This window comes from Capnocytophaga cynodegmi, assembly GCF_002302475.1.
GTDB lineage: Bacteria > Bacteroidota > Bacteroidia > Flavobacteriales > Flavobacteriaceae > Capnocytophaga > Capnocytophaga cynodegmi.
Window position 1 is genome coordinate 966,920 of record NZ_CP022378.1, and the last position, 20,581, is coordinate 987,500.

The window sequence follows — 20,581 nt, forward strand, 5'->3', positions numbered from 1 at the left end:
CTGAAAATCAATATTATTTGAGATATTTACTTGCCTCCTTAATACTTAACAAAGCCATTTTAAATTCATACTTTTGGATAAATTTCTTAACCCATTCGGGATTTGTTTTGCTGTAATCACGTAATGCCCAACCGATAGCTTTATTAATAAAAAATTCATTTTGCGAAAGATTATTTACCAGAATTTTTTCAAGTAAATCCGTGTTTGTCTGCTCTTTACGAATCAATTGGTGGTCGATAGCAATACGGCGTAACCATTTATTAGAACTTAAACTCCATTTTAGTAATGTCTCATTAACCTCAGGAAAACGAAGTGCGATATTTCCAATAATTCTGTCAAGGCAGTCAATGGAATCCCACCACGATTTTCGTTCGGCAAGATTTTTTAATTTGGGAATATCAATTGGAGTTAAAATTCGTTTTTTTAAAACGAGATAATCCAATGCTACATATTGCATTTCACGATAATTACATAACCAACATTGATGGATAAATTCCCAATCAACTGAATTTTCTTTCTTAGCTTCTGCAAAAAAAGGCTGTGTTAATTTTTTTCGTAACGGCGATTGAATTCCGAAGAACAAAAATTTATTCTTCATATAAGCACTCATCATCAATGCTTTATGTTCATCTTTATTCTTTTCTAATATTTTAAAAATGGCATCAAAATTCACTTGGCGTATTAAATCACGTGAGGGCAAAATGATTTGCCCTCACATTAATAATTTATCAAAGTTAGGATTTTTTGAACACTTCTAAAAGCTGATTTGTTGAAGTATCGTGCTTTGAAACTTCGGCAGACTCAATATCTTTTAAAATAGTGTTTGCCAATTGTTTACCAAGTTCTACTCCCCATTGGTCGTAACTAAAAATATTCCAAATCACACCTTCTACAAAAATTTTATGTTCATACATCGCAATTAAAGCTCCTAAACTTTCAGGCGTAAGCTTATCAATCAAAAAAGTAGTTGTTGGTCGATTTCCTTCAAAAACCTTAAACGGAACTAAGGCTTCATTTACATTTTCTCCCATTTCTGCTCGAACTTCAGCTTCTGTTTTCCCTTTCAAAAGTGCCTCTGTTTGAGCAAAAAAGTTAGCCATCAATTTATTATGATGGTCAGTGTTTCCATACAAAGAATGTTTATAACCAATGAAATCCGTTGGAATTAATTTTGTTCCCTGATGAATTAGTTGAAAGAAAGCGTGTTGCGAATTTGTTCCGGGCTCACCCCAAATGATAGTTCCCGTTTGATAACCAACAGGCTTTCCATTGCGGTCAATTTGTTTACCGTTGCTTTCCATAATACCTTGTTGTAGATATGCAGAAAGACGATGCAAATACTGAGTATAAGGTATAATAGCCTGACTTTCTGCCCCGTAGAAATTATTATACCAAACACTTAACAAGGCTATAACAACAGGAATGTTATTTTTAAATTCAGATGTTCGGAAATGCTTATCCATTTGGTTAGCACCTTTCAAAAGCTTATCAAAATTATCATAACCTACTGATAAAGCGATGGATAAACCAACAGCACTCCATAGTGAGAAACGACCACCAACCCAGTCCCACATTGGGAATACATTTTCTGAGTCAATGCCAAATTCATCAATTTTTTTCAAATTGGTTGAAACCGCCACGAAATGCTTGGCAATATCCTTTTCAGTAGCTGACTTTAAGAACCAATCCTTGATAGTCAATGCATTAGTGAGTGTTTCCTGTGTAGTGAAAGTTTTAGAAACAATTACAAACAAAGTAGTTTCAGGATTTAAGTGCTTAATTGTTTCCATAACGTGGTCACCATCAACATTGCTTACAAAATGAATATTGAGATGATTTTTATAGAACTTCAAAGCCTCCGTAACCATTGCTGGTCCCAAGTCCGAACCTCCAATTCCTACATTTACCACATCTGTGAAAGGCTTACCTGTGAAACCTTTTCGTTTCCCTGAAATAACTTCTTCTGAAAATAACTTGATTTTCTGTTTAACCTCCTTAATTTCAGGAAGAACATTTTTCCCTTCAACAAAAATTGTACTTTTTTCATCAGCACGAAGAGCAGTATGTAACACGGCTCTGTTTTCCGTAGCATTGATAAGGTCGCCTGTGAAATATTTTTCAATAGCGCCTTTTAACTGAGTTTCCTCTGCCAATTGCAATAGCAAATTCATTGTTTTCTCATCAATTCTATTTTTAGAATAATCTACAAAAAAATCGTTCCATTTGATTGAAAACTTTTCAGCACGTTCAGGGTCTTTTTCAAAAAGTGTTTGTGTATGTACATTCTTTACACTTTCAAAATGTTTTTTTAATTCCGCCCAAACTTTTGTTTCTGTGGGATTTATATTTTTTAACATATATCAATAAATTTTAGTCATCAGTTTTAATAACTCAAAATAACAGAAAAAACCTTGCCAAAGCATAAAGCCTCAACAAAGTTTATTATTTACAATTTCTTATTTTTCAATATTTTAAAAATCAGTTTTCTACAACTGTGAAAGCACTTGCTCTTCTATTTTCATATTTGCTTCCTCATCTTGATTTTCTTCCTCCACAGGAATAGCTTTCAGAGCGTCCAGCTGTTGTTTTACCAAAGCGATATCCTGCAAGTACCTTTCCTTTAATTTTTCATCAATCGGAATGGACTCAGGCATTTTCTCTTTTAATGGGTCTACTTGCTTGCCATTCTTCCAGAAACGATAACAAACGTGAGGACCAGTGGCAAGTCCAGTGCTTCCAACTTTGCCAATTATATGCCCTTGCGGAACGTGCTGCCCTTTTTTAACCAGAATTTTGGACATATGCAAATATTGTGTTGTATACGTTGCATTATGTTTGATTTTCACATAATTACCATTTCCTCCATTGTATCCAGCTTCAATAACCGTTCCTGCGGCTGTAGCACGAATAGGCGTTCCGTGAGGGGCTGCGTAATCCGTACCAAAATGATTTTTCATACGATGCAACACAGGATGATAACGCATTCCAAAACGGGAAGTTATTCGGAATATTTCCAAAGGAGCTTTCAAGAACATTCGCTTCATTGTATTTCCTTTTTCATCATAAAACCCCTTCTTACCTGATATAGAATCCGTTACATAGTTAAAAGCATAATATGGTTTTCCTTTATGCTCAAAATAGGCAGCCTTTACGTTGGCAACTCCTGCATATATGGTATCATCTACATAACGTTCTTCGTATATAATTTTAAAATTATCACCCTCTTGCAGATGAAAGAAATCAATTGTGTAATCGAAAATCTGAGAAAGATTAAATGCCACATTGTAGCTCATCCCTACATCTAATGCCGACTCAATCAAACTATTTTTAATAAAACCCGCTTTCTCTCGTTCAACGATACTAATTTTGCGTTGTTCACTATAAGCATAAATGGAATCAGACATCTTTACAACGACATACTCTGTCAATGAAGGCTGATACACAAAACTATGGGGTTTTGATGGGTCTTTCTTATCAAAAAGTAAGGCGTATGTTTTCCCAGCTCTGAGTGCTCTGGAATCAAGAACCTCTTTCATTTTGGTTGATATTTCGTGTATCTTGGAAGCTCCTACATTATTCGAAGCCAATATTTTACCAAAAGTATCTCCTGACTTTACTGTGTCCTTAACTATATTGTATTCATCTAAATTAAAGCCAAACTCAAAAACAGGCTCTTTTTGAGGCTCTTCAGCAATAACCTCCTTCTGTTCCTCTTCTTTTTTCTCTCCCTTTAGCTTTGTTGTTAATCCATCACAACTCCAAAGGATGGGTGATGCTAAAAGTAAAAAAATACCTTTTTTTAAATCTTCTTTCAATAACATTTTTTTCAATATTTTAATTCTGTAAGTAATCTATACTTTTCTATAAAATCACTTACCACTATGATTCAATTCTAAAACTTGTCAAAAGTCGGAATAAAAAATGATAAAATCAAGTGTTTTAATACACTTATGTATTTTTACACTTGATTTTAAACCACTTAACTAAATTATTTTTTAAGTTCTGTTGGATACTTCAAACCATTGAATGCATCTAAATCGGCAACTAATGAACCCACCCGAAGACTTGCTTTTACCCTTACAGGAATTTTATTTTTATCATCTGTTATCCAAAGAGTTAGACTTTCTTGCTCTTTAAAAACACGTCCATCTTGTACCAAAGGTCTAAAAATCATCGTATTAACAGAACCAAATTTAGTTTTTATTTTTTCTTTTCCTAAATATCTCAATTTAAACTTGAATATTTCGTCATCATCAAAAATCATATCCATTTCTATTTCCTGTCCTTGTTTAATACTATCTATTTCAGGACGTTGGCGAAGAGAATAAAACCCAGAAATCACATCTTGAATTCCGATAGGCACACCAATTTCTACAGAGCCACCTGTTTCAATATTATCAATCTTCGCTCTTTGAGTAACGTGATTGAAGTACATTTTCAAATGTTTGGTATAACCTCCCTCATAGATGTCTCGCACAAAATGGCGGGGAGCACCATCTTTCACACCAAAATAACTTTCATAAGTATCATCTACTCTAAAAAATACTCTGGCCAATCCTGTTGTAGAACCTTTTCCCACCGCATGAAACACTTTTTCTCCTTCATAATTTACTTCTTTCAAATGTAAAGTGGCTTCACTGGTGTTAAATATTCCATATTTCACTTTGAATTTCAACCATTCACCTCCTTTAAAAGGTAATTCTTGTCCCTGCATTTTTGCAAAAGCTAAAAGAAAGAAAAAAATCATTATTCGCTTCATATATTTTTCAATTTATTACTTATCAGATTAATAAACCTTATTCTTACTAACACCATACAAGCATTATGCCAATTTTTAAATAAAAATAAAAAAAGCCCGATAAAACTATCGGACTTTTCCATTAACCAACCAAAACTTTAAATTATGAAAACTATTATTTGAAGTTTTACAATGAGCTACCACCCTCATTGCTCTGCAAAGGTACGAATAATTTTCATAATACAATAACTTATCTTCACTTTAACAAAAAATTATTATGTAATTGGCGTTTTCAGTAGCTTTTTTGCATAGAATTAAGGAATTTAAACTACAAATTTTAACGAATATTTTCAATAAGTTATTTGTTAAAATATTAATCTTTATGCACTCAAACAACAAAATAGCTTCTAAATCATCGATTTTTTTAACTATTTCCCTTGTTTTTCCTCGATCCACTTTCGTGCATTTACAAAAGCCTCTAACCAAGGTGAAACTTCATCGTGCCGGTTTTCGGGGTAATGTGCCCAATTCCATTGGAAAATAGAGCGTTCGATATGTGGCATCGTTACTAAATGACGTCCAGTTTTATCACAAAGCATTGCTGTATTATAATCTGAACCATTAGGATTCGCAGGATAACCTTCATAAGCATATTTTGCTACGATATTATACTCATTTTCAGCCATCGGTAAATGGAATTTTCCTTCTCCGTGCGAAATCCAAACGCCTAATGTTGTTCCTTCCAACGAAGAAAGCATCACGGAATTATTTTTCTGAACGGTTACTGAAGTAAATCCACTTTCGTGTTTTCCACTATCGTTGTGAATCATCTTTCCGTGTGTTTCGTGTTCAGGATTGATAACCTCTAATTCCATAAATAACTGACAACCATTACAAATTCCTACCGAAAGCGTATCTTCTCTTTTGAAGAAATTTTCCAAAGCCGTTTTTGCTTTTTCGTTATAGAGAAAAGCTCCTGCCCAACCTTTGGCACTTCCCAACACGTCCGAATTTGAAAATCCGCCCACAGCTCCGATGAATTGCACATCTTCCAATGTTTCTCTTCCTGAAATGAGGTCAGTCATATGTACATCTTTCACATCAAAACCTGCCAAATACATTGCATTTGCCATTTCACGTTCAGAGTTACTTCCTTTTTCACGAATTACAGCCGCTTTTGGTCGTCTCACACTCGAAAGTTTAGGTTTTTGACCTGTAAAATGCTTCGGAAATACAAAATTTAGCGGTTGTTCAGAATAATTTTGATATCTTTCTGTTGCTTTATCGTTTTTAGTTTGTTTTTTATCTAACAAATAAGAAGTTAAGAACCAAATATCACGTAATTCGGAAATATTAAATGTCAATTTTGTATCAAAATTCTTAACATTCAGGATATCAGAATTTGTTACCGTTCCAATTTTGAAAACTTCAATCCCTTCTGATTTCAGATAATTTTCTGCTTCTGTATCTGCCTGAAAAACAAGACCAATATTTTCATTAAATAATAATTTCGCTGTGTCTTCTTCTTTAAAAACTGAAAAATCAAAATCAGCTCCCAAATCATTTTCAGCAAAACACATTTCTAACAGAGTAGTAATGAGTCCACCGCTTCCTATATCGTGTCCCGCTTGTATTTTACCTTGATTCACAAGATATTGAATAGCACTGAATGCCTTTTTGAAATATTCAGCATCTTTAATAGTCGGAGCTTCTTTTCCAATTTTATTCAAAATTTGAGCAAACGAAGAACCTCCTAATTTGAATTTATCCTGTGAGAGATTGATATAATAAATCGCTCCGCCGTTTCGTTTTAAAACAGGCTCTACTACTTTGGTGATATCCTTGCAATTCGCAACAGATGAAATGATTACCGTACCAGGGGCAATCACATCTCCAACAGGATATTTTTGCTTCATTGAGAGTGAATCTTTTCCTGTTGGAATATTGATTCCCAATTCAATAGCAAAATCCGAACAGCCCTTTACAGCTTCGTACAGACGAGCATCTTCTCCCTTATTTTTACAAGCCCACATCCAATTAGCTGAAAGCGAAACTCCCTTGATTCCATTTTTAAGCGGAGCCCACACAATATTAGACAGAGCTTCTGCAACTGCATTTCGACTTCCTGCCACAGGGTCAATCAATGCTGTAAGAGGCGAATGCCCTATAGTTGTCGCAATCCCCTCTTTGCCTTGATAATCAAGAGCCATAACTCCCACATTATTAAGTGGTAACTGCAAAGCCCCTACACATTGTTGCTTCGCTACACGTCCGCCCACGCATCGGTCAACTTTATTAGTAAGCCAATCTTTACAAGCAACAGCTTCAAGTTGTAAAACTTGTTCTAAATATGACTTTATATTACTTTGATAGTACACTAAATCTTCATATCCTGTTTTGACAGAAGTGTCCTCCATTATGGTTTTTGGAGAACTTCCAAACATATCCAACAGATGAAAATCCAAAGGCTTTGTGTTTTTCTTTTTAGAAGTTATTGAAAAACGCTTATCAGAAGTTACCTCTCCTACCTCATACATTGGGCTTCGTTCACGTTCAGCTATGGTTTTTAATTTTTCAATATGTTTGTTTCCAATAACCAATCCCATACGTTCCTGCGATTCATTCCCGATGATTTCCTTATCAGAAAGCGTTGGGTCGCCCACAGGAAGTTTATCTAAATCAATTTTCCCGCCTGTTTCTTCAATAAGCTCAGAAAGGCAATTCAGATGTCCACCTGCCCCGTGGTCGTGAATGGAAACTATCGGATTTTCATCAGCCTCTACCATTGCTCGGATGGCGTTGGCAGCTCGTTTTTGCATTTCAGGATTAGAACGCTGAATTGCATTCAGTTCAATTCCAGAGCCAAAAGCCCCTGTATCAGCACTTGAAACAGCAGCCCCTCCCATACCAATGCGATAATTTTCTCCACCTAAAATTACGATTTTATCTCCTTCTTTTGGCTGATGTTTTATAGCTTGAGATTTCTTTCCATATCCTACACCACCAGCTAACATAATTACCTTATCGAATCCCAACTTCTTTGCATCTTCTTCGTGTTCAAAGGTTAAGAGCGAACCTGCGATGAGTGGCTGTCCGAATTTGTTTCCAAAATCAGAAGCTCCGTTTGAAGCTTTGATAAGAATATCCATCGGTGTTTGATACAACCACTTACGTTCGTCCATCGCCTTTTCCCACGGGCGATTTTCTTCCAATCGAGAATACGAAGTCATATACACCGCTGTTCCTGCAAGTGGCAATGAGCCTTGCCCTCCTGCCAAGCGGTCGCGAATTTCCCCACCAGAACCTGTCGCAGCTCCATTAAATGGTTCGACAGTTGTTGGAAAATTATGTGTTTCTGCTTTGAGCGAAATAACGGACTCAAATTTTTTAGTTTCAAAAAAGTCAGGTTTATCAGCAGTTTTGGGAGCAAATTGCTCTACCACAGGACCTTGAATGAAAGCAACATTATCTTTGTAAGCAGAAACAATTTCGTTGGGATTTGTTTCAGAAGTTTTCTTAATCAACTTGAAAAGAGAACTTGGTTTTTCTTCTCCATCAATGATAAAAGTTCCGTTAAAAATCTTATGACGACAATGTTCCGAATTAATTTGAGAAAACCCAAAAACTTCAGAATCAGTAAGTTTTCTACCTAATTTCTTTGATAAATTGTCGAGATATTCTACTTCCTCGACGCTTAATGATAAGCCTTCTTTTTGATTATATTCCTCAATATCATCAATTTCTAAAACAGGTTCGGGTGTAATATTTATGGTAAAAATATCTTGATACAGCCCATTGTATTTCTGAAATAGCATTGGGTCAAAATCAGTAAAATCCTCGGATACTTCGTTAAATTCTTCTATGCGAATAATTCCTTGAATATCCATATTTTGGGTAATTTCTACAGCGTTTGTACTCCAAGGGGTAATCATTGCTGCACGGGGACCTACAAAAAATCCTTTAAGAACTTCCTGCTCAATTTTCTTAGCTCCACCAAAAAGCCAATTTAGTTTAGAAATCGTTTGTTCGGATAAGTTTTCGGTAGTTTGCACCGCATATAAATTCTGCTTCGGATTTTTAAAGAAATGTATCATTTGATTTATGGATTTAAACGACAAATTTATATAAAAAAAGTGAAAAAGGAAAGAGAAATTGAATGCTATAATAATGTTCCAGTAATCACCATTTTACAAATGGCAAGATTTTTAGTAATCGTTATAAGATTTTACACAAAAAGGGAATATTTTCTAAAATACTCCCTTTTCTTACTATAAATTTCAAATAGAATACACCTTAGTTCAAGGCTTCAGCACCACCTACAATTTCCAAAATTTCACCCGTGATAGCTGCTTGTCGAGCCTTATTATAAGTCAACTTAAGCTGATTTTTAAGCTCGTTAGCATTGTCGGTTGCCTTGTGCATCGCCGTCATTCGAGCTCCGTGTTCTGAGGCCACCGAATCACGTAAAGCTTTGAAAATCTGCATTTTCAACGACTTTGGAATTAACTCTTTTACAATTTCTTCTTTTGAAGGCTCGTAAATGTAATCAATTGTTGTGTTCTCCTGTTTTTCTGTGACAGTTTGAATTGGTAAGAAAGTTTCTTCCATTACAATTTGAGTTGCTGCATTTTTGAAACTATTGTAAACCAGTACAATTTTATCAAACTGACCACTGGTGTATAGCTCCATCAGTTCTGAAGCTAACTCGGAAGCTCCTGCAAAATTCAGATTATCAAAGATATGTGTTTCGTGTCTGAAAACTTTATCCGTTTTCTTTAAAACATCATTTCCCTTTTTACCTATGGTATAAAACTTGACATTTAAATTTTTATATTTCTGAGCTTCAAGCTCTAATGCTTTTTTTGAAATATTGGAATTAAAAGCTCCACACAAACCTCTGTTTGAAGTAATTGGAACAATTAAAACATTGGCAACCCCCTCAGGACGTTCATTGTACACATTATCACTTCCTAAAGCGGAACTCAATTGCTCCAACAATTGTTTTAGTTTATAAGCATAGGGTTTCATCGCCAAAATAGCATCTTGGGCTTTTTTGAGTTTTGCTGCTGATACCATTTTCATCGCCCCCGTAATCTGCATCGTGGAACTTACCGATGAAATCCTGCTTCGTATTTCTTTTAAATTTGCCATTTTTCTATTCTCTGAAAATGCTGTAATTTATTTTCTATTTCAATGTTTAACAGAAGTAACATCATACCGAAAAATAGGTTTTCCTCCTTCACAATCTACCGATTTAGGTCGTGCAGGAATAGAGCAATCGCTTCCTATTCCCCATTTTTGATTAAATTCTCTTTGTTTTTGTGTGTATTTCGCTACTTTCTTTAAAAACGCCTCTACATCAATGTTTTTAGGATATGCTATATATCCCATTGGACCTCCACAAGCCTTGCTTCCTATAGGAGCAAAATCCCATTGAGAACCATCTTCACAACTTTCATTTGAAACTATCCGTGTAATTTCAAGAAACAAGTTATTAATAATTTGTTCCTCTTGTTCCTGTGTAATATCTTTATTTCCCACACAAGCCAATAAAAATAATACTCCAAATCCGAAAAAACAGAAAAAACTTTTCATAACTTAAAATTTAGATTACACAAAAGAACTTCTCAATTTTTTGTCAAAATTTTACACTTTTGGCAAAGAATTGAATCTTAATTTAGGATTATTTCACGTATTTCTCAGTAAGCTCCTTCGCTACTTTCTCCAAAGTTTCGGTGATTTTGTCATTGAATTGACCCGCTTTCAATTCATCTAGAACATCACGATGTTGCAAGTTCAAGAAATCCAGATATTCTTTTTCAAATTCTTTCACTTTATTTACAGGCACTTGACGCAACAAGTTTTTAGAACCTACATAGATAATCGCAATTTGATTTTCAACCGTGTATGGGTCGTTCTGGGATTGTTTTAGAATTTCTACGTTACGTTTACCTTTTTCGATAACGTTCATTGTAGCTGCGTCCAAATCCGAACCGAACTTAGCAAATGCTTCTAACTCACGGTATTGAGCTTGGTCAAGTTTCAATGTTCCCGCAACTTTTTTCATTGATTTAATCTGAGCCGAACCTCCTACACGCGATACCGAAATACCTACGTTAATCGCTGGACGCACCCCAGAGTTAAACAAATCAGACTCCAAGAAAATCTGTCCGTCAGTAATTGAAATTACGTTCGTTGGGATATATGCAGAAACGTCACCTGCCTGAGTTTCAATGATTGGCAAAGCAGTAAGCGACCCTCCTCCTTTTACCAAATGTTTAATACTCTCTGGCAAGTCATTCATTCCTTGTGCAATTTTATCATCAGCAATTACCTTTGCAGCTCTTTCCAACAAACGAGAATGCAAGTAGAAAACGTCCCCAGGGTAAGCCTCACGTCCTGGTGGTCTTCTAAGCAACAACGACACCTCGCGGTATGCCACCGCTTGTTTTGACAAATCATCATAAATAATCAATGCTGGACGACCTGTATCACGGAAATACTCCCCAATAGCCGCTCCTGCAAAAGGCGCATACACTTGCATTGGTGCTGGGTCAGAAGCATTTGCAGCTACAATCGTGGTATAAGCCAACGCTCCGTGATCTTCCAATGTTTTGGTAATAGCAGCCACTGTCGAAGCTTTTTGTCCGATAGCTACATATATACAATATACAGGTTTTCCTGCATCGTAAAATTCTTTTTGATTCAAAATGGTATCGATACAAACCGTAGTTTTCCCTGTTTGACGGTCACCAATCACCAACTCACGTTGCCCTCTTCCGATAGGAATCATCGCGTCTACGGATTTGATACCTGTTTGCAATGGCTCATTTACTGGCTGACGGAAGATAACCCCTGGTGCTTTACGCTCCAAAGGCATTTCGTACAATTGCCCTGTGATTGGTCCTTTCCCATCTATTGGATTTCCAAGCGTGTCCACTACACGACCTACAATACCATCACCTACCTTAATAGAAGCGATAAGCCCAGTTCTTTTCACTGTATCGCCTTCTTTAATATCTGTTGAAGGACCTAATAAAGTAATACCAACGTTGTCCTCCTCAAGGTTTAATACAATTCCTTTCAGTCCGTTATCAAACTTTACCAGCTCTCCATATTGTGCATTTGACAATCCGAAGATTCTGGCAATACCATCTCCTACTTGCAACACCGTACCTACCTCTTCCAAAGAAGCAGTTGCATCAAAATTAGCTAATTGTTCTTTTAAAATTGCTGAAATTTCAGCGGCTTTAATTTCTGCCATTTCTTAAAGTTATATCTTTTAATAGTAAAAAATCATTTTTAGTGATACAATCACATAATAAAACTAAACAAACAATTTCTCTTGAAAATCTTGTTTTAGTTTGTTTAATTTGTAAGCGACACTTGCATTATATTGAGTGTCCCCAATACGAAGAATAAATCCTCCAATAATACTTTCATCTACCTTATTTTCGATAGTGATATTTGCGTTTTGCGTCAGACTCTCAATTTTACGAAGCACCTCTACTTTCATATTACCAGTAAGAGGAATTGCTGTTGTTACAATTGCTGTTTGATTATTCTTATGCTCATTATACTGAATTACAAACTTTTGAGCAATTTGATTCAAAATAGGCAAACGTCTATTCTCTATCAACAACTTGAATAATCTGTGTACTTCAGGAGAAATATCTACAAAAACTTTCTCCAAAACATTTTTCTTAACAACAGTCTTCACAATAGGTGAATCCAAAAGGTTACCTAACTCCTTATTTGAACTTATAGTCCTGTGAATCAACTCCATATCGTGAAAAACCCTCTCAACAGAATTCTGCTGCAAGGCATATTCCAAAAGTGCTTTTGCATACCTGTTAGCTGCTCTAAATCCGTACATAGTCCATTAATTTAAAGTAGCTCCTTTTAAATACTCATCAATCAGGGCTGTTTGCTTTTTCTCGTCAGAAAGCTCAGCTTTCATTACTTTTTCAGCAATTTCAATAGAAAGAGAAGCCACTTGGCTCTTCAGTTGAGCTACAGCTACTTTTTTCTCTGCTTCAATAGTTTGCTTAGCTTGTTCGATTAATTTTTGTCCCTCTCTATGAGCTTCGTCTTTTGCCTCAGCGACAATTTTATCTTTCAATTCCTTTGCTTCTTTAAGCATTGCATCTCTTTCGGCACGTGCCTCAGCCAATAAGCGTTCGTTATCAGCTTTCAAGTTAGCCATTTGTTTTCGTGCCTCTTCTGCGGCATCTAATGCATTATTAATAGAATCCTCACGTTGCTTAACTGCAGAAAGAATTGGTTTCCAAGCAAATTTTGACAACAAGAAGAGCAAAATGATAAAAATCAAAGTTGCCCAAAACAAAAGACTTTCAGGATGTGTAAAGTTCATTATAAAAATATATTTATTTAGTAATTAGATTTCTTTTTTACATAAAAATCACCTTGCAACCAACCGCTGCAAGATGATTTTCAATTTTAACTACTTTGCGATTAATGCAACTACCACAGCAAAAAGGGCAACACCCTCGATAAGAGCGGCAGCAATAATCATAGCTGTTTGAATTTTTGAAGCTGCTTCTGGCTGACGAGCAATACCTTCCATAGCGGCTGCTCCAATTTTACCAATACCAAAACCTGCTGCCAAAGCTGCAATAGCAGCCCCAATTCCTCCTAAAGCTAAAGTCATAATAAAAAAATTAAGTGTTAATAAAAAATATAATATAAAATTATTTTCCGAAAATTAGTGATGTTCTTCCTCAACTGCCTGACCTATAAATAAAGCTGACAACAAAGTGAACACATAAGCCTGTAAAACCGCTACCAATAACTCTAAAACATTAATAAATAACGCAAACGCAACAGACACAGGTGACACTGCGAGTGTCTTAAATATAAAAATTAAAGATACTAAACTCAATATAATGATGTGTCCTGCTGTGATATTAGCGAACAAACGCACCATTAAGGCGAATGGCTTTGTAAACATTCCCAAAATCTCAACAGGAATCATTATAGGTAACAACCAAAATGGAACACCCGGCGTAGCAAAAATATGCTTCCAGTAATTCTTGTTACTACTGAATAATGTCACCAAAAATGTCACAACAGCTAAAAAGCCAGTAAACAAGATATCATTTGTCAATGTTCCAGCAAATGGAAAGAATGGAATTAATCCAAAGAGATTTCCGAACCAAATAAGGAAGAAAATAGTAAGCAAATAAGGCATATACCTAGTATAATTCTTCTCTCCTATCTGTGGGATAGCAATATCGTCACGCACAAAAAGGACTATAGGCTCCAAAAAAGCAGTGATTCCTTTCGGAGCTCTTTGATTTTTTTTGTAAGACCTTGCCATAGGAACAAAAACTGCCAACAACAACAACGAAACAATAATTAGTGAAAGTACGTTTTTCGTAATTGAAAAGTTCCACGGACGACTATTAGTTACGTGACCTGTTTCATCAAAATTAAGCGTTCCGTCAGCATTTGTATAAAAAATCTCCTCGTGAAAACGGGCAAACTTCATTCCGTCACGTTCTACTACAACTTTACCTTCATTATCGTGATGAAATTCACTTGACATAAAAGCCACCAAACCATTTTCCGTCCAGAGAATCACTGGAAGTGGCAATGAAACAGAAGATTCCCCTTCTCCATAAATGTGAAACTCGTGCGAATCGCTAATATGGTGCATAATCATTCCCACAGGGTCAAAAGCTTCTCTTTCCTTTGTTTCGGCAGAAAAAACTTGAAAAGGTAAAAAAAGTAATAAAGATAAAATGAAATGTTGAATTATGTTCCTAGTTATCATTATAGTTTTATAAAAATGCGATACAATATTTTCCTTAATTCGGCAAATTTACATTTTCAAATGGAATTAAGAAAGTTTTTAGAATATTTTTTTAGAACACTACGTGTTAATATTCTCAACAGATTGATTATCAGCAAAAAGAAAGCTACTAAAACAAAAAAATCATCTATTTAAAATTATTCTTAATCTATGATTTTATCGTATTCAGATTATTTCTCTGCTTCCAAAGCTTTTGTTTTTAGAGGATTTTCCAACAATAATTCATATTCAAGTCGATTTCTGAAAACATCAATCGCCATAAACACAGCCTGACGAAAAGAATCAGCATCGGCAATTCCTTTACCAGCAATTTCGTAAGCCGTTCCGTGATCAGGAGAAGTACGTACTTTACTAAGCCCAGCAGTATAATTCACTCCATTTCCGAAAGATAGGGTTTTGAAAGGAATTAAACCTTGATCGTGATAAGGTGCTATCACTGCATCGTAATTGAGGTAATTTTGTGTAGCGAAAAAACTATCCGCAGAAAATGGTCCAAAAACTAAAACACCTTCCTCAAATAATTTTCTTAATGCAGGACGGATAACCTCATCATCTTCAGAACCAATCACTCCTCCATCACCACAATGCGGATTGAGCCCCAAAACAGCAATTTTAGGACGTTGCAAACAGAAATCTTTCTTCAAAGATTCATTCATCAATCGTATTTTACTGAAAATAAGCTCTTCAGTAATATGTGAACTTACATCTTTCAGTGGAACGTGGTCAGTAAAAAGCCCCACTCGGAGTTCTTCACTCACCATAAACATCAAACTTTGTCCCTCAAGCTCCTTAGCCAAATAATCTGTATGCCCTGGAAAGTTAAATTCCTCTGACTGAATATTATTCTTATTAATGGGAGCCGTAACAAGCACGTCAATTTCTCCAGATTTAAGTGCTTCTGTAGCTTTTTTAAGAGAAATAAAAGCATATTTCCCTCCTTCTTCCGTTACTTTTCCAAAAGTTACATTCGGTGATTCTTTCCAGCAATTCAATACATTAAGTTTTCCCGATATAGCATTTTCAATTTTGTCAATTCCTTGAAAATTTGTATTTATATCGAAATATTTACGTTGATAGGAAACCGTTTTGTTTGAAGCAAAAATGATTGGTGTACACAACTCCAACATTTTTGAATCTTCAAAAGTTTTGAGAATTATTTCCAAACCCACTCCATTCATATCACCGATGGAGATTCCTACTTTTATCAAATTATCTTTCATAAAAAACACATTTTATCACATCTTTCTTAATTAATAATCAAAATATTGCGTAGAAAAATGTAGAATAAATAACACAAAAAGACACTATATTCCGCGTATTTTATATATTTGTGGAATACAAGGGAACAAAAATACAAAAAAATCCTAATTTTAAAAGGTTTAGAAACTTCAAATAAACAAAATTTTCTAACATATGGAAACATATCGCAGTAACGGAAAACTTTTACTTACAGGTGAGTATGCTGTTTTAGATGGTGCTTTAAGCCTCGCCTTGCCCACAAAACAAGGACAAACATTAAATATCACTTCACAAACAAATGGATTTACTTGGAGAAGTTACGACATTCATAACAAAATTTGGTTCGAAGCTCAAAACTTAGAAACAAATAACCACGAATTTACTCCAATTGCCAACACCTTGAAGAAAATTTTGAGCGTTGCTAGTGAAATGAATCCTTCTTTTACAGAAAAAATGAATAACTGCTTGGTTGAAACACAGCTGGAATTTGAGCGAGATTGGGGATTGGGTTCCTCTTCAACACTGATTAACAATATCGCTCAGTGGGCAGACGTTTGTCCGTTCGAGCTGTTATTCAGAAGTTTCGGAGGTAGCGGATACGATATCGCTTGTGCTAAGCATAATAGTCCCATTTTATACAAATTGGAATCAGGAAAACCCAAAACTTACCCCATAAACTTCAATCTTCCTTTTAATGATAAGCTATTTTTCATCCACTTAAACAGAAAACAAAATAGCAAAGAAGGTATTGCACACTACAAGATTATCAAAAAAGGAAAAGCCAAACTTTGTTCAGAACTTACTGAAATTACTGAAAAACTTTTACGATTTCCTTCCGAAAAAGATTTTTGTTCTCTATTGGAGCAACACGAAGAAATTTTAGCCAATTTTCTCGACATTCCAACAATTAAAAGCCTAGAATTTCCCTATTTCAAAGGAACAATAAAAAGTTTGGGAGCTTGGGGAGGTGATTTTGTTTTGGCAGTGGGCGAAGCATCATACGTAAAGGAATACTTTTCAGCTAAGGGCTTCTCAACAATTATCCCATACAATGAAATGATTTTAACTTCATAAAAAAATCCAGCTCGATTATTTTAATCGAACTGGATTTTATCTTTTACAAAGTTACGTTAACTACTAGTTATCGTTCAAAGCAGCTTTAACTTTTGATGTAGGAAGGAATATTTGGAAACCGATTACGAATCCTAAATCTCCTTGACCGCTTGTATTTCCTCCACCTACAACAGAATTGAATTTAAGAGCAGCATCCAAACTTACATTACGAGTAATAAAATACGCATAACCAGCACTTACACCCAAATCAACACCATTTGTTGTACTTCCTGAGCTTGAATTTCTTCCTCCAAAACCAAAGCTTCCTTCAGCAAAGAAACGTCCGTTTTTCAACAAATTCACATAGTCTTTACCTACATAGTAACGACCAAAAGCACCCAAATTCCAGTTTGTTTGTGTATCACTTGAACCTTTCGCTTTGAAAACTCCCAAACCTAGAAGCCCTCCTACAGCAAAATTGTCAGCTACAAAATATCCCGCTTGAGGATAAAGATTGATATTCAATCCATTAGTGAATTTCATATCAGCAACCTGACCTCCTACCATCCAGTTTCCTTTTTGGATTTGTGCATTTACGTTACTAAAAACAACTGCTCCTAAAACTAGAGCAACACCTAAAATAAATTTCTTCATTTGTTAATAATTTTAATTGTTTACATTGGCAAAGATATACATTTTTTTAAAAAAACCAAAATTTATTGAGAAAAATACGCTTTTTAGTTAACTTCTTTCATATAATATTTATCAAATGATATTTTTTATTTAGTAAATTCTTTCATCAATCTTTACAGAATATTTTCATATTTTTGTGGAGTCTGAGAATGTATAAAATAAGAAATGATGAAGTGGTATTTACCAGCCCTATTGCTTTTTTTACTCTTAGTAAATTCGGTTGTCTTTGCACAAGAGAGCTATCTTCCTTTTATCTCTCCCGTACACAATTTCTCACAGAAAGAATACAATGCAGGAACTCAAAACTGGGGAATTTCTCAAGATAAATACGGAATTATATATATTGCTAACAATCAAGGACTTTTAACCTTTGACGGCAACTTATGGGAATTACATTTATTACCGAATAAAAGAATCGTTCGGTCAGTTTTTATAGATGAAAATCGGATTTATGTAGGGTCATTCGAAGAATTTGGATATTTTGAACGAAGTAAAAAAAACGAACTGATTTACAAATCTTTAAAAAACAAAATCCCCAATTATAAGTTTCAAAATGATGAAATATGGCGAATCTTTAAACACCAAAACAACATTTATTATCAAACATTTTCTTCATATTTTGTTTTTGATGGGCAAAATGTAAAAAATTTCAATCCCAACCCCGCCCCTTTTGGATTATATTCTTCTGAAAAAAACATCTATATGCAAGGAATTGACGATGATTTTTACCAACTAACCAACAAGAATGAATTAATTCCTATAATAAGACAAACTTCTATCAATAATGACCTGATAATTAACATTGTTCCGCATAAAGAAAACCTCATTTTAGTTACTATTCAAAGTGGTTTATTCATTTATAATTTAGAAAGTAAAACTATCGAACCTTTCAAAACAGACTTCGATTCAAAATTAAAAAAAAGTTCACTAAACAGAGCTTTAAAAACTGATAACTCACTAATTTTAGGAAGTTTAAATGACGGAGTTTTTGCCATAGATATTGAAAATGGTAAAGGATTGTGGCACATAAACAAATCGAACGGACTCCAAAACAACACGATTTTAGGTTTATTTGAAGATAAACAGAAAAATATCTGGATTGCTTTAGATAATGGAATTTCATATGTAGATACTCAATCCAAGTTATCTTATTTCAATTTGAAATCGGATATTGATTTGGTGGAAGATATGACTTCCTTTCAGGGAAATTTCTATATGGCTTCAAACAAAGGCATTTACTTCATTAAGGATAACGAAGTAAAAAAAATACCCAATTTTGACGAACAAGTTTGGTTTGTAAAAAATATTGACAATCAACTTTTTATAGGACACAACAAAGGAAGTGCGAACATTACAAACAACACAATACAACCTATTGAAAATGTTGGAGTTGGAGGTACTGACCTAAAAAAGGGAATCATACACGGAAAGGAGGTTTTGATTGGGTCTTCCTACACTTTTCTTTCAGTTTACAAAAAAAATCCTGAAGGAAAATGGCTTTTTTCTCATAACATTGAAGATTTCTCAGACCTCATACAAAGCATCGAAATAGATTATGCTGGTAACATTTGGGCAAACCACACATACAAAGGAATTTATAAAATTGAATTAAACGAAGACCTGACGAAAATAAAAAGCAAAAAACTTTATAAAAATCTGGGGAATGATAAAAACCTTCAAACACTTAAATTACTAAAATTCAGAGGAAAACCCATTTTTACAGATACACAACAATTTTACCAATACAACGAGGAAAGCCAAGAAATGATTCCTTATAATTCGTTAAACGAAAGTCTCCCAAATTTAACAAAAACTCAAAAAATAATCCCCATAAACGACAATCTTTTTTGGTTTATCACAAATAAAGATTATTTTTTAGTTTCTTACAAATCAACACATTATAAAATAGAAGACAAAATTAGCTTTAAAAATATTATAAATCCTTCCAATGAAGAACGAGCAACTATTTTTGTAAATAAGCAAGGTGAATCCTTTTTTTGCCTAAATGAAAGTATTGCCAAGTATTCACCAAAAAACACAAAAGTGAAATATCCTTACAAACTATCCCTAAAATCTTTAAGCAATTACAACAGAAAATCTGATGACTTTTCTTTGGAAAACATTGGTGAGAATTTATCTATTGATTATCAAAGGAATAATCTAATTTTCGATTTTCAATTTCCAAATTTCTCAAAAGAAACTCTAAAATTAATGTACCGATTGGAAAATTATGACAAACGATGGAATTTAGCTACCCCAAACTTTACCGTTGATTATCAGAATCTCCCACAAGGAGAATACGTTTTAAACGCCAAAATTATAGATGAATTGGGAAATGATATAAGCCATCTAAAAGTTCCCTTCAAAATCACAACACCTTGGTATAAATCCGTTTTGGCTTTCATTATCTATTTTTGCATAGGTATAGGACTCCTCGTTTATATAATCTTTCTGTATTTTAAATTCAAATTGAGGAAACGAGAGCGACTATTTACAAGAGAAAAAGCTAAAAAAGAACAGATTTTAAAACAGCAAGAACAAGAAATAACTCAACTACGCAATGAAAAATTAGAAGCTGAGCTAATACATAAGAGTAAAATTATTGCTGGAACTACAATGATGAACATCAAGCACGACAACTTTCTGGAGAATCTGATTGTGGATTTGAATGAATTTATGAAAAAACATAAGATTTCTCCATCACAAAGCCGTCCTATTATCCAACATATCCGTGAAAATATTTCCACTGAAGGTAATTGGCAAATATTTCAAGAAAATTTCGATATGATTCACAAAAATTTCTTCAAAAACCTGAAGAAAAAATATCCGAATTTAACTTCATCAGATTTAAAACTTTGCGTACTAATACGTTTAAATTATTCCACAAAGGAAATAGCTGTCATACAAGGAATTTCAATACGAGGAATAGAAACAGCTCGTTATCGTCTGCGTAAAAAGTTGAATTTATCGGAAGAAGATAGTTTAACTAATTTTCTTATTACTTTTGAATAATTAAAACTAAT

Annotated in this window: 16 protein-coding genes; 2 read left to right on the forward strand and 14 right to left on the reverse strand. The window is 34.4% G+C overall.

Features of this window, described 5'->3' with window-relative positions:
* Window positions 1-13 precede the first annotated feature (13 nt).
* The 13 genes from CGC48_RS04490 to pdxA form a co-directional block, all read right to left on the reverse strand.
* Window positions 14-700, reverse strand: coding sequence for a DNA alkylation repair protein (locus CGC48_RS04490; RefSeq protein ID WP_232780547.1), 687 nt, complete (start codon window positions 698-700; stop codon window positions 14-16).
* Window positions 701-734: 34 nt separating this feature from the next.
* Window positions 735-2,357: a glucose-6-phosphate isomerase gene (gene pgi / locus CGC48_RS04495; protein WP_098028620.1), complete on the reverse strand. Its 1,623-nt coding sequence runs from the start codon at window positions 2,355-2,357 to the stop codon at window positions 735-737.
* A gap of 129 nt (window positions 2,358-2,486) precedes the next feature.
* Window positions 2,487-3,821 (reverse strand): M23 family metallopeptidase, encoded by a 1,335-nt coding sequence (locus CGC48_RS04500; protein WP_098028621.1) that lies wholly within the window; start codon window positions 3,819-3,821, stop codon window positions 2,487-2,489.
* Between the two features lie 167 nt (window positions 3,822-3,988).
* Window positions 3,989-4,759 (reverse strand): DUF3108 domain-containing protein, encoded by a 771-nt coding sequence (locus tag CGC48_RS04505; RefSeq protein ID WP_232780548.1) that lies wholly within the window; start codon window positions 4,757-4,759, stop codon window positions 3,989-3,991.
* A gap of 407 nt (window positions 4,760-5,166) precedes the next feature.
* Window positions 5,167-8,832 (reverse strand): phosphoribosylformylglycinamidine synthase, encoded by a 3,666-nt coding sequence (gene purL / locus CGC48_RS04510; protein WP_098028623.1) that lies wholly within the window; start codon window positions 8,830-8,832, stop codon window positions 5,167-5,169.
* A 199-nt stretch (window positions 8,833-9,031) separates the two neighbouring features.
* Complete coding sequence (atpG, locus tag CGC48_RS04520) at window positions 9,032-9,889, reverse strand: ATP synthase F1 subunit gamma (protein ID WP_098028625.1); 858 nt, start codon at window positions 9,887-9,889, stop codon at window positions 9,032-9,034.
* A 39-nt stretch (window positions 9,890-9,928) separates the two neighbouring features.
* Window positions 9,929-10,333, reverse strand: coding sequence for a hypothetical protein (locus CGC48_RS04525; protein ID WP_018280215.1), 405 nt, complete (start codon window positions 10,331-10,333; stop codon window positions 9,929-9,931).
* Window positions 10,334-10,421: 88 nt separating this feature from the next.
* On the reverse strand, window positions 10,422-12,002 hold the full coding sequence (atpA, locus tag CGC48_RS04530) for a F0F1 ATP synthase subunit alpha (RefSeq protein WP_018280214.1): 1,581 nt from the start codon (window positions 12,000-12,002) through the stop codon (window positions 10,422-10,424).
* Window positions 12,003-12,065: 63 nt separating this feature from the next.
* Window positions 12,066-12,614 carry an ATP synthase F1 subunit delta gene (gene atpH, locus CGC48_RS04535; protein ID WP_098028626.1) on the reverse strand — a complete coding sequence of 183 codons (549 nt, stop codon included), beginning with the start codon at window positions 12,612-12,614 and terminating at the stop codon, window positions 12,066-12,068.
* A gap of 6 nt (window positions 12,615-12,620) precedes the next feature.
* Entirely contained in the window at window positions 12,621-13,112 is a 492-nt protein-coding gene (locus tag CGC48_RS04540; protein WP_098028627.1) for a F0F1 ATP synthase subunit B, read from the reverse strand.
* A gap of 90 nt (window positions 13,113-13,202) precedes the next feature.
* A complete protein-coding gene (atpE, locus tag CGC48_RS04545) occupies window positions 13,203-13,409 on the reverse strand; it encodes an ATP synthase F0 subunit C (RefSeq protein ID WP_018280211.1) in 207 nt (68 codons plus the stop codon).
* A gap of 54 nt (window positions 13,410-13,463) precedes the next feature.
* Window positions 13,464-14,534: a F0F1 ATP synthase subunit A gene (gene atpB / locus CGC48_RS04550; protein WP_098028628.1), complete on the reverse strand. Its 1,071-nt coding sequence runs from the start codon at window positions 14,532-14,534 to the stop codon at window positions 13,464-13,466.
* A 209-nt stretch (window positions 14,535-14,743) separates the two neighbouring features.
* The gene (gene pdxA, locus CGC48_RS04555; RefSeq protein WP_098028629.1) at window positions 14,744-15,793 is read right to left on the reverse strand and encodes a 4-hydroxythreonine-4-phosphate dehydrogenase PdxA; all 1,050 of its coding nucleotides are present in this window, start codon (window positions 15,791-15,793) and stop codon (window positions 14,744-14,746) included.
* Between the two features lie 193 nt (window positions 15,794-15,986).
* Here pdxA and CGC48_RS04560 point away from each other — a divergent pair, with 193 nt between their 5' ends.
* The gene (locus tag CGC48_RS04560) at window positions 15,987-16,886 is read left to right on the forward strand and encodes a GYDIA family GHMP kinase (protein ID WP_098028630.1); all 900 of its coding nucleotides are present in this window, start codon (window positions 15,987-15,989) and stop codon (window positions 16,884-16,886) included.
* Window positions 16,887-16,949: 63 nt separating this feature from the next.
* On the opposite strand, the gene CGC48_RS04565 is transcribed toward CGC48_RS04560, so the two are convergent.
* Entirely contained in the window at window positions 16,950-17,519 is a 570-nt protein-coding gene (locus CGC48_RS04565; RefSeq protein ID WP_098028631.1) for a hypothetical protein, read from the reverse strand.
* Between the two features lie 204 nt (window positions 17,520-17,723).
* Here CGC48_RS04565 and CGC48_RS04570 point away from each other — a divergent pair, with 204 nt between their 5' ends.
* Entirely contained in the window at window positions 17,724-20,570 is a 2,847-nt protein-coding gene (locus tag CGC48_RS04570; RefSeq protein WP_232780549.1) for a helix-turn-helix and ligand-binding sensor domain-containing protein, read from the forward strand.
* Window positions 20,571-20,581 lie beyond the last annotated feature (11 nt).

What these genes read in the sequence shown, in the direction of transcription:
- pgi (WP_098028620.1), bottom strand. Translation starts at nt 2,357, where the DNA reads ATGTTAAAAAATATAAATCCCACAGAAACAAAAGTTTGGGCGGAATTA.
- CGC48_RS04500 (WP_098028621.1), bottom strand. Translation starts at nt 3,821, where the DNA reads ATGTTATTGAAAGAAGATTTAAAAAAAGGTATTTTTTTACTTTTAGCA.
- CGC48_RS04505 (WP_232780548.1), bottom strand. Translation starts at nt 4,759, where the DNA reads ATGAAGCGAATAATGATTTTTTTCTTTCTTTTAGCTTTTGCAAAAATG.
- purL (WP_098028623.1), bottom strand. Translation starts at nt 8,832, where the DNA reads ATGATACATTTCTTTAAAAATCCGAAGCAGAATTTATATGCGGTGCAA.
- atpG (WP_098028625.1), bottom strand. Translation starts at nt 9,889, where the DNA reads ATGGCAAATTTAAAAGAAATACGAAGCAGGATTTCATCGGTAAGTTCC.
- CGC48_RS04525 (WP_018280215.1), bottom strand. Translation starts at nt 10,333, where the DNA reads ATGAAAAGTTTTTTCTGTTTTTTCGGATTTGGAGTATTATTTTTATTG.
- atpA (WP_018280214.1), bottom strand. Translation starts at nt 12,002, where the DNA reads ATGGCAGAAATTAAAGCCGCTGAAATTTCAGCAATTTTAAAAGAACAA.
- atpH (WP_098028626.1), bottom strand. Translation starts at nt 12,614, where the DNA reads ATGTACGGATTTAGAGCAGCTAACAGGTATGCAAAAGCACTTTTGGAA.
- CGC48_RS04540 (WP_098028627.1), bottom strand. Translation starts at nt 13,112, where the DNA reads ATGAACTTTACACATCCTGAAAGTCTTTTGTTTTGGGCAACTTTGATT.
- atpE (WP_018280211.1), bottom strand. Translation starts at nt 13,409, where the DNA reads ATGACTTTAGCTTTAGGAGGAATTGGGGCTGCTATTGCAGCTTTGGCA.
- atpB (WP_098028628.1), bottom strand. Translation starts at nt 14,534, where the DNA reads ATGATAACTAGGAACATAATTCAACATTTCATTTTATCTTTATTACTT.
- pdxA (WP_098028629.1), bottom strand. Translation starts at nt 15,793, where the DNA reads ATGAAAGATAATTTGATAAAAGTAGGAATCTCCATCGGTGATATGAAT.
- CGC48_RS04560 (WP_098028630.1), top strand. Translation starts at nt 15,987, where the DNA reads ATGGAAACATATCGCAGTAACGGAAAACTTTTACTTACAGGTGAGTAT.
- CGC48_RS04565 (WP_098028631.1), bottom strand. Translation starts at nt 17,519, where the DNA reads ATGAAGAAATTTATTTTAGGTGTTGCTCTAGTTTTAGGAGCAGTTGTT.
- CGC48_RS04570 (WP_232780549.1), top strand. Translation starts at nt 17,724, where the DNA reads ATGATGAAGTGGTATTTACCAGCCCTATTGCTTTTTTTACTCTTAGTA.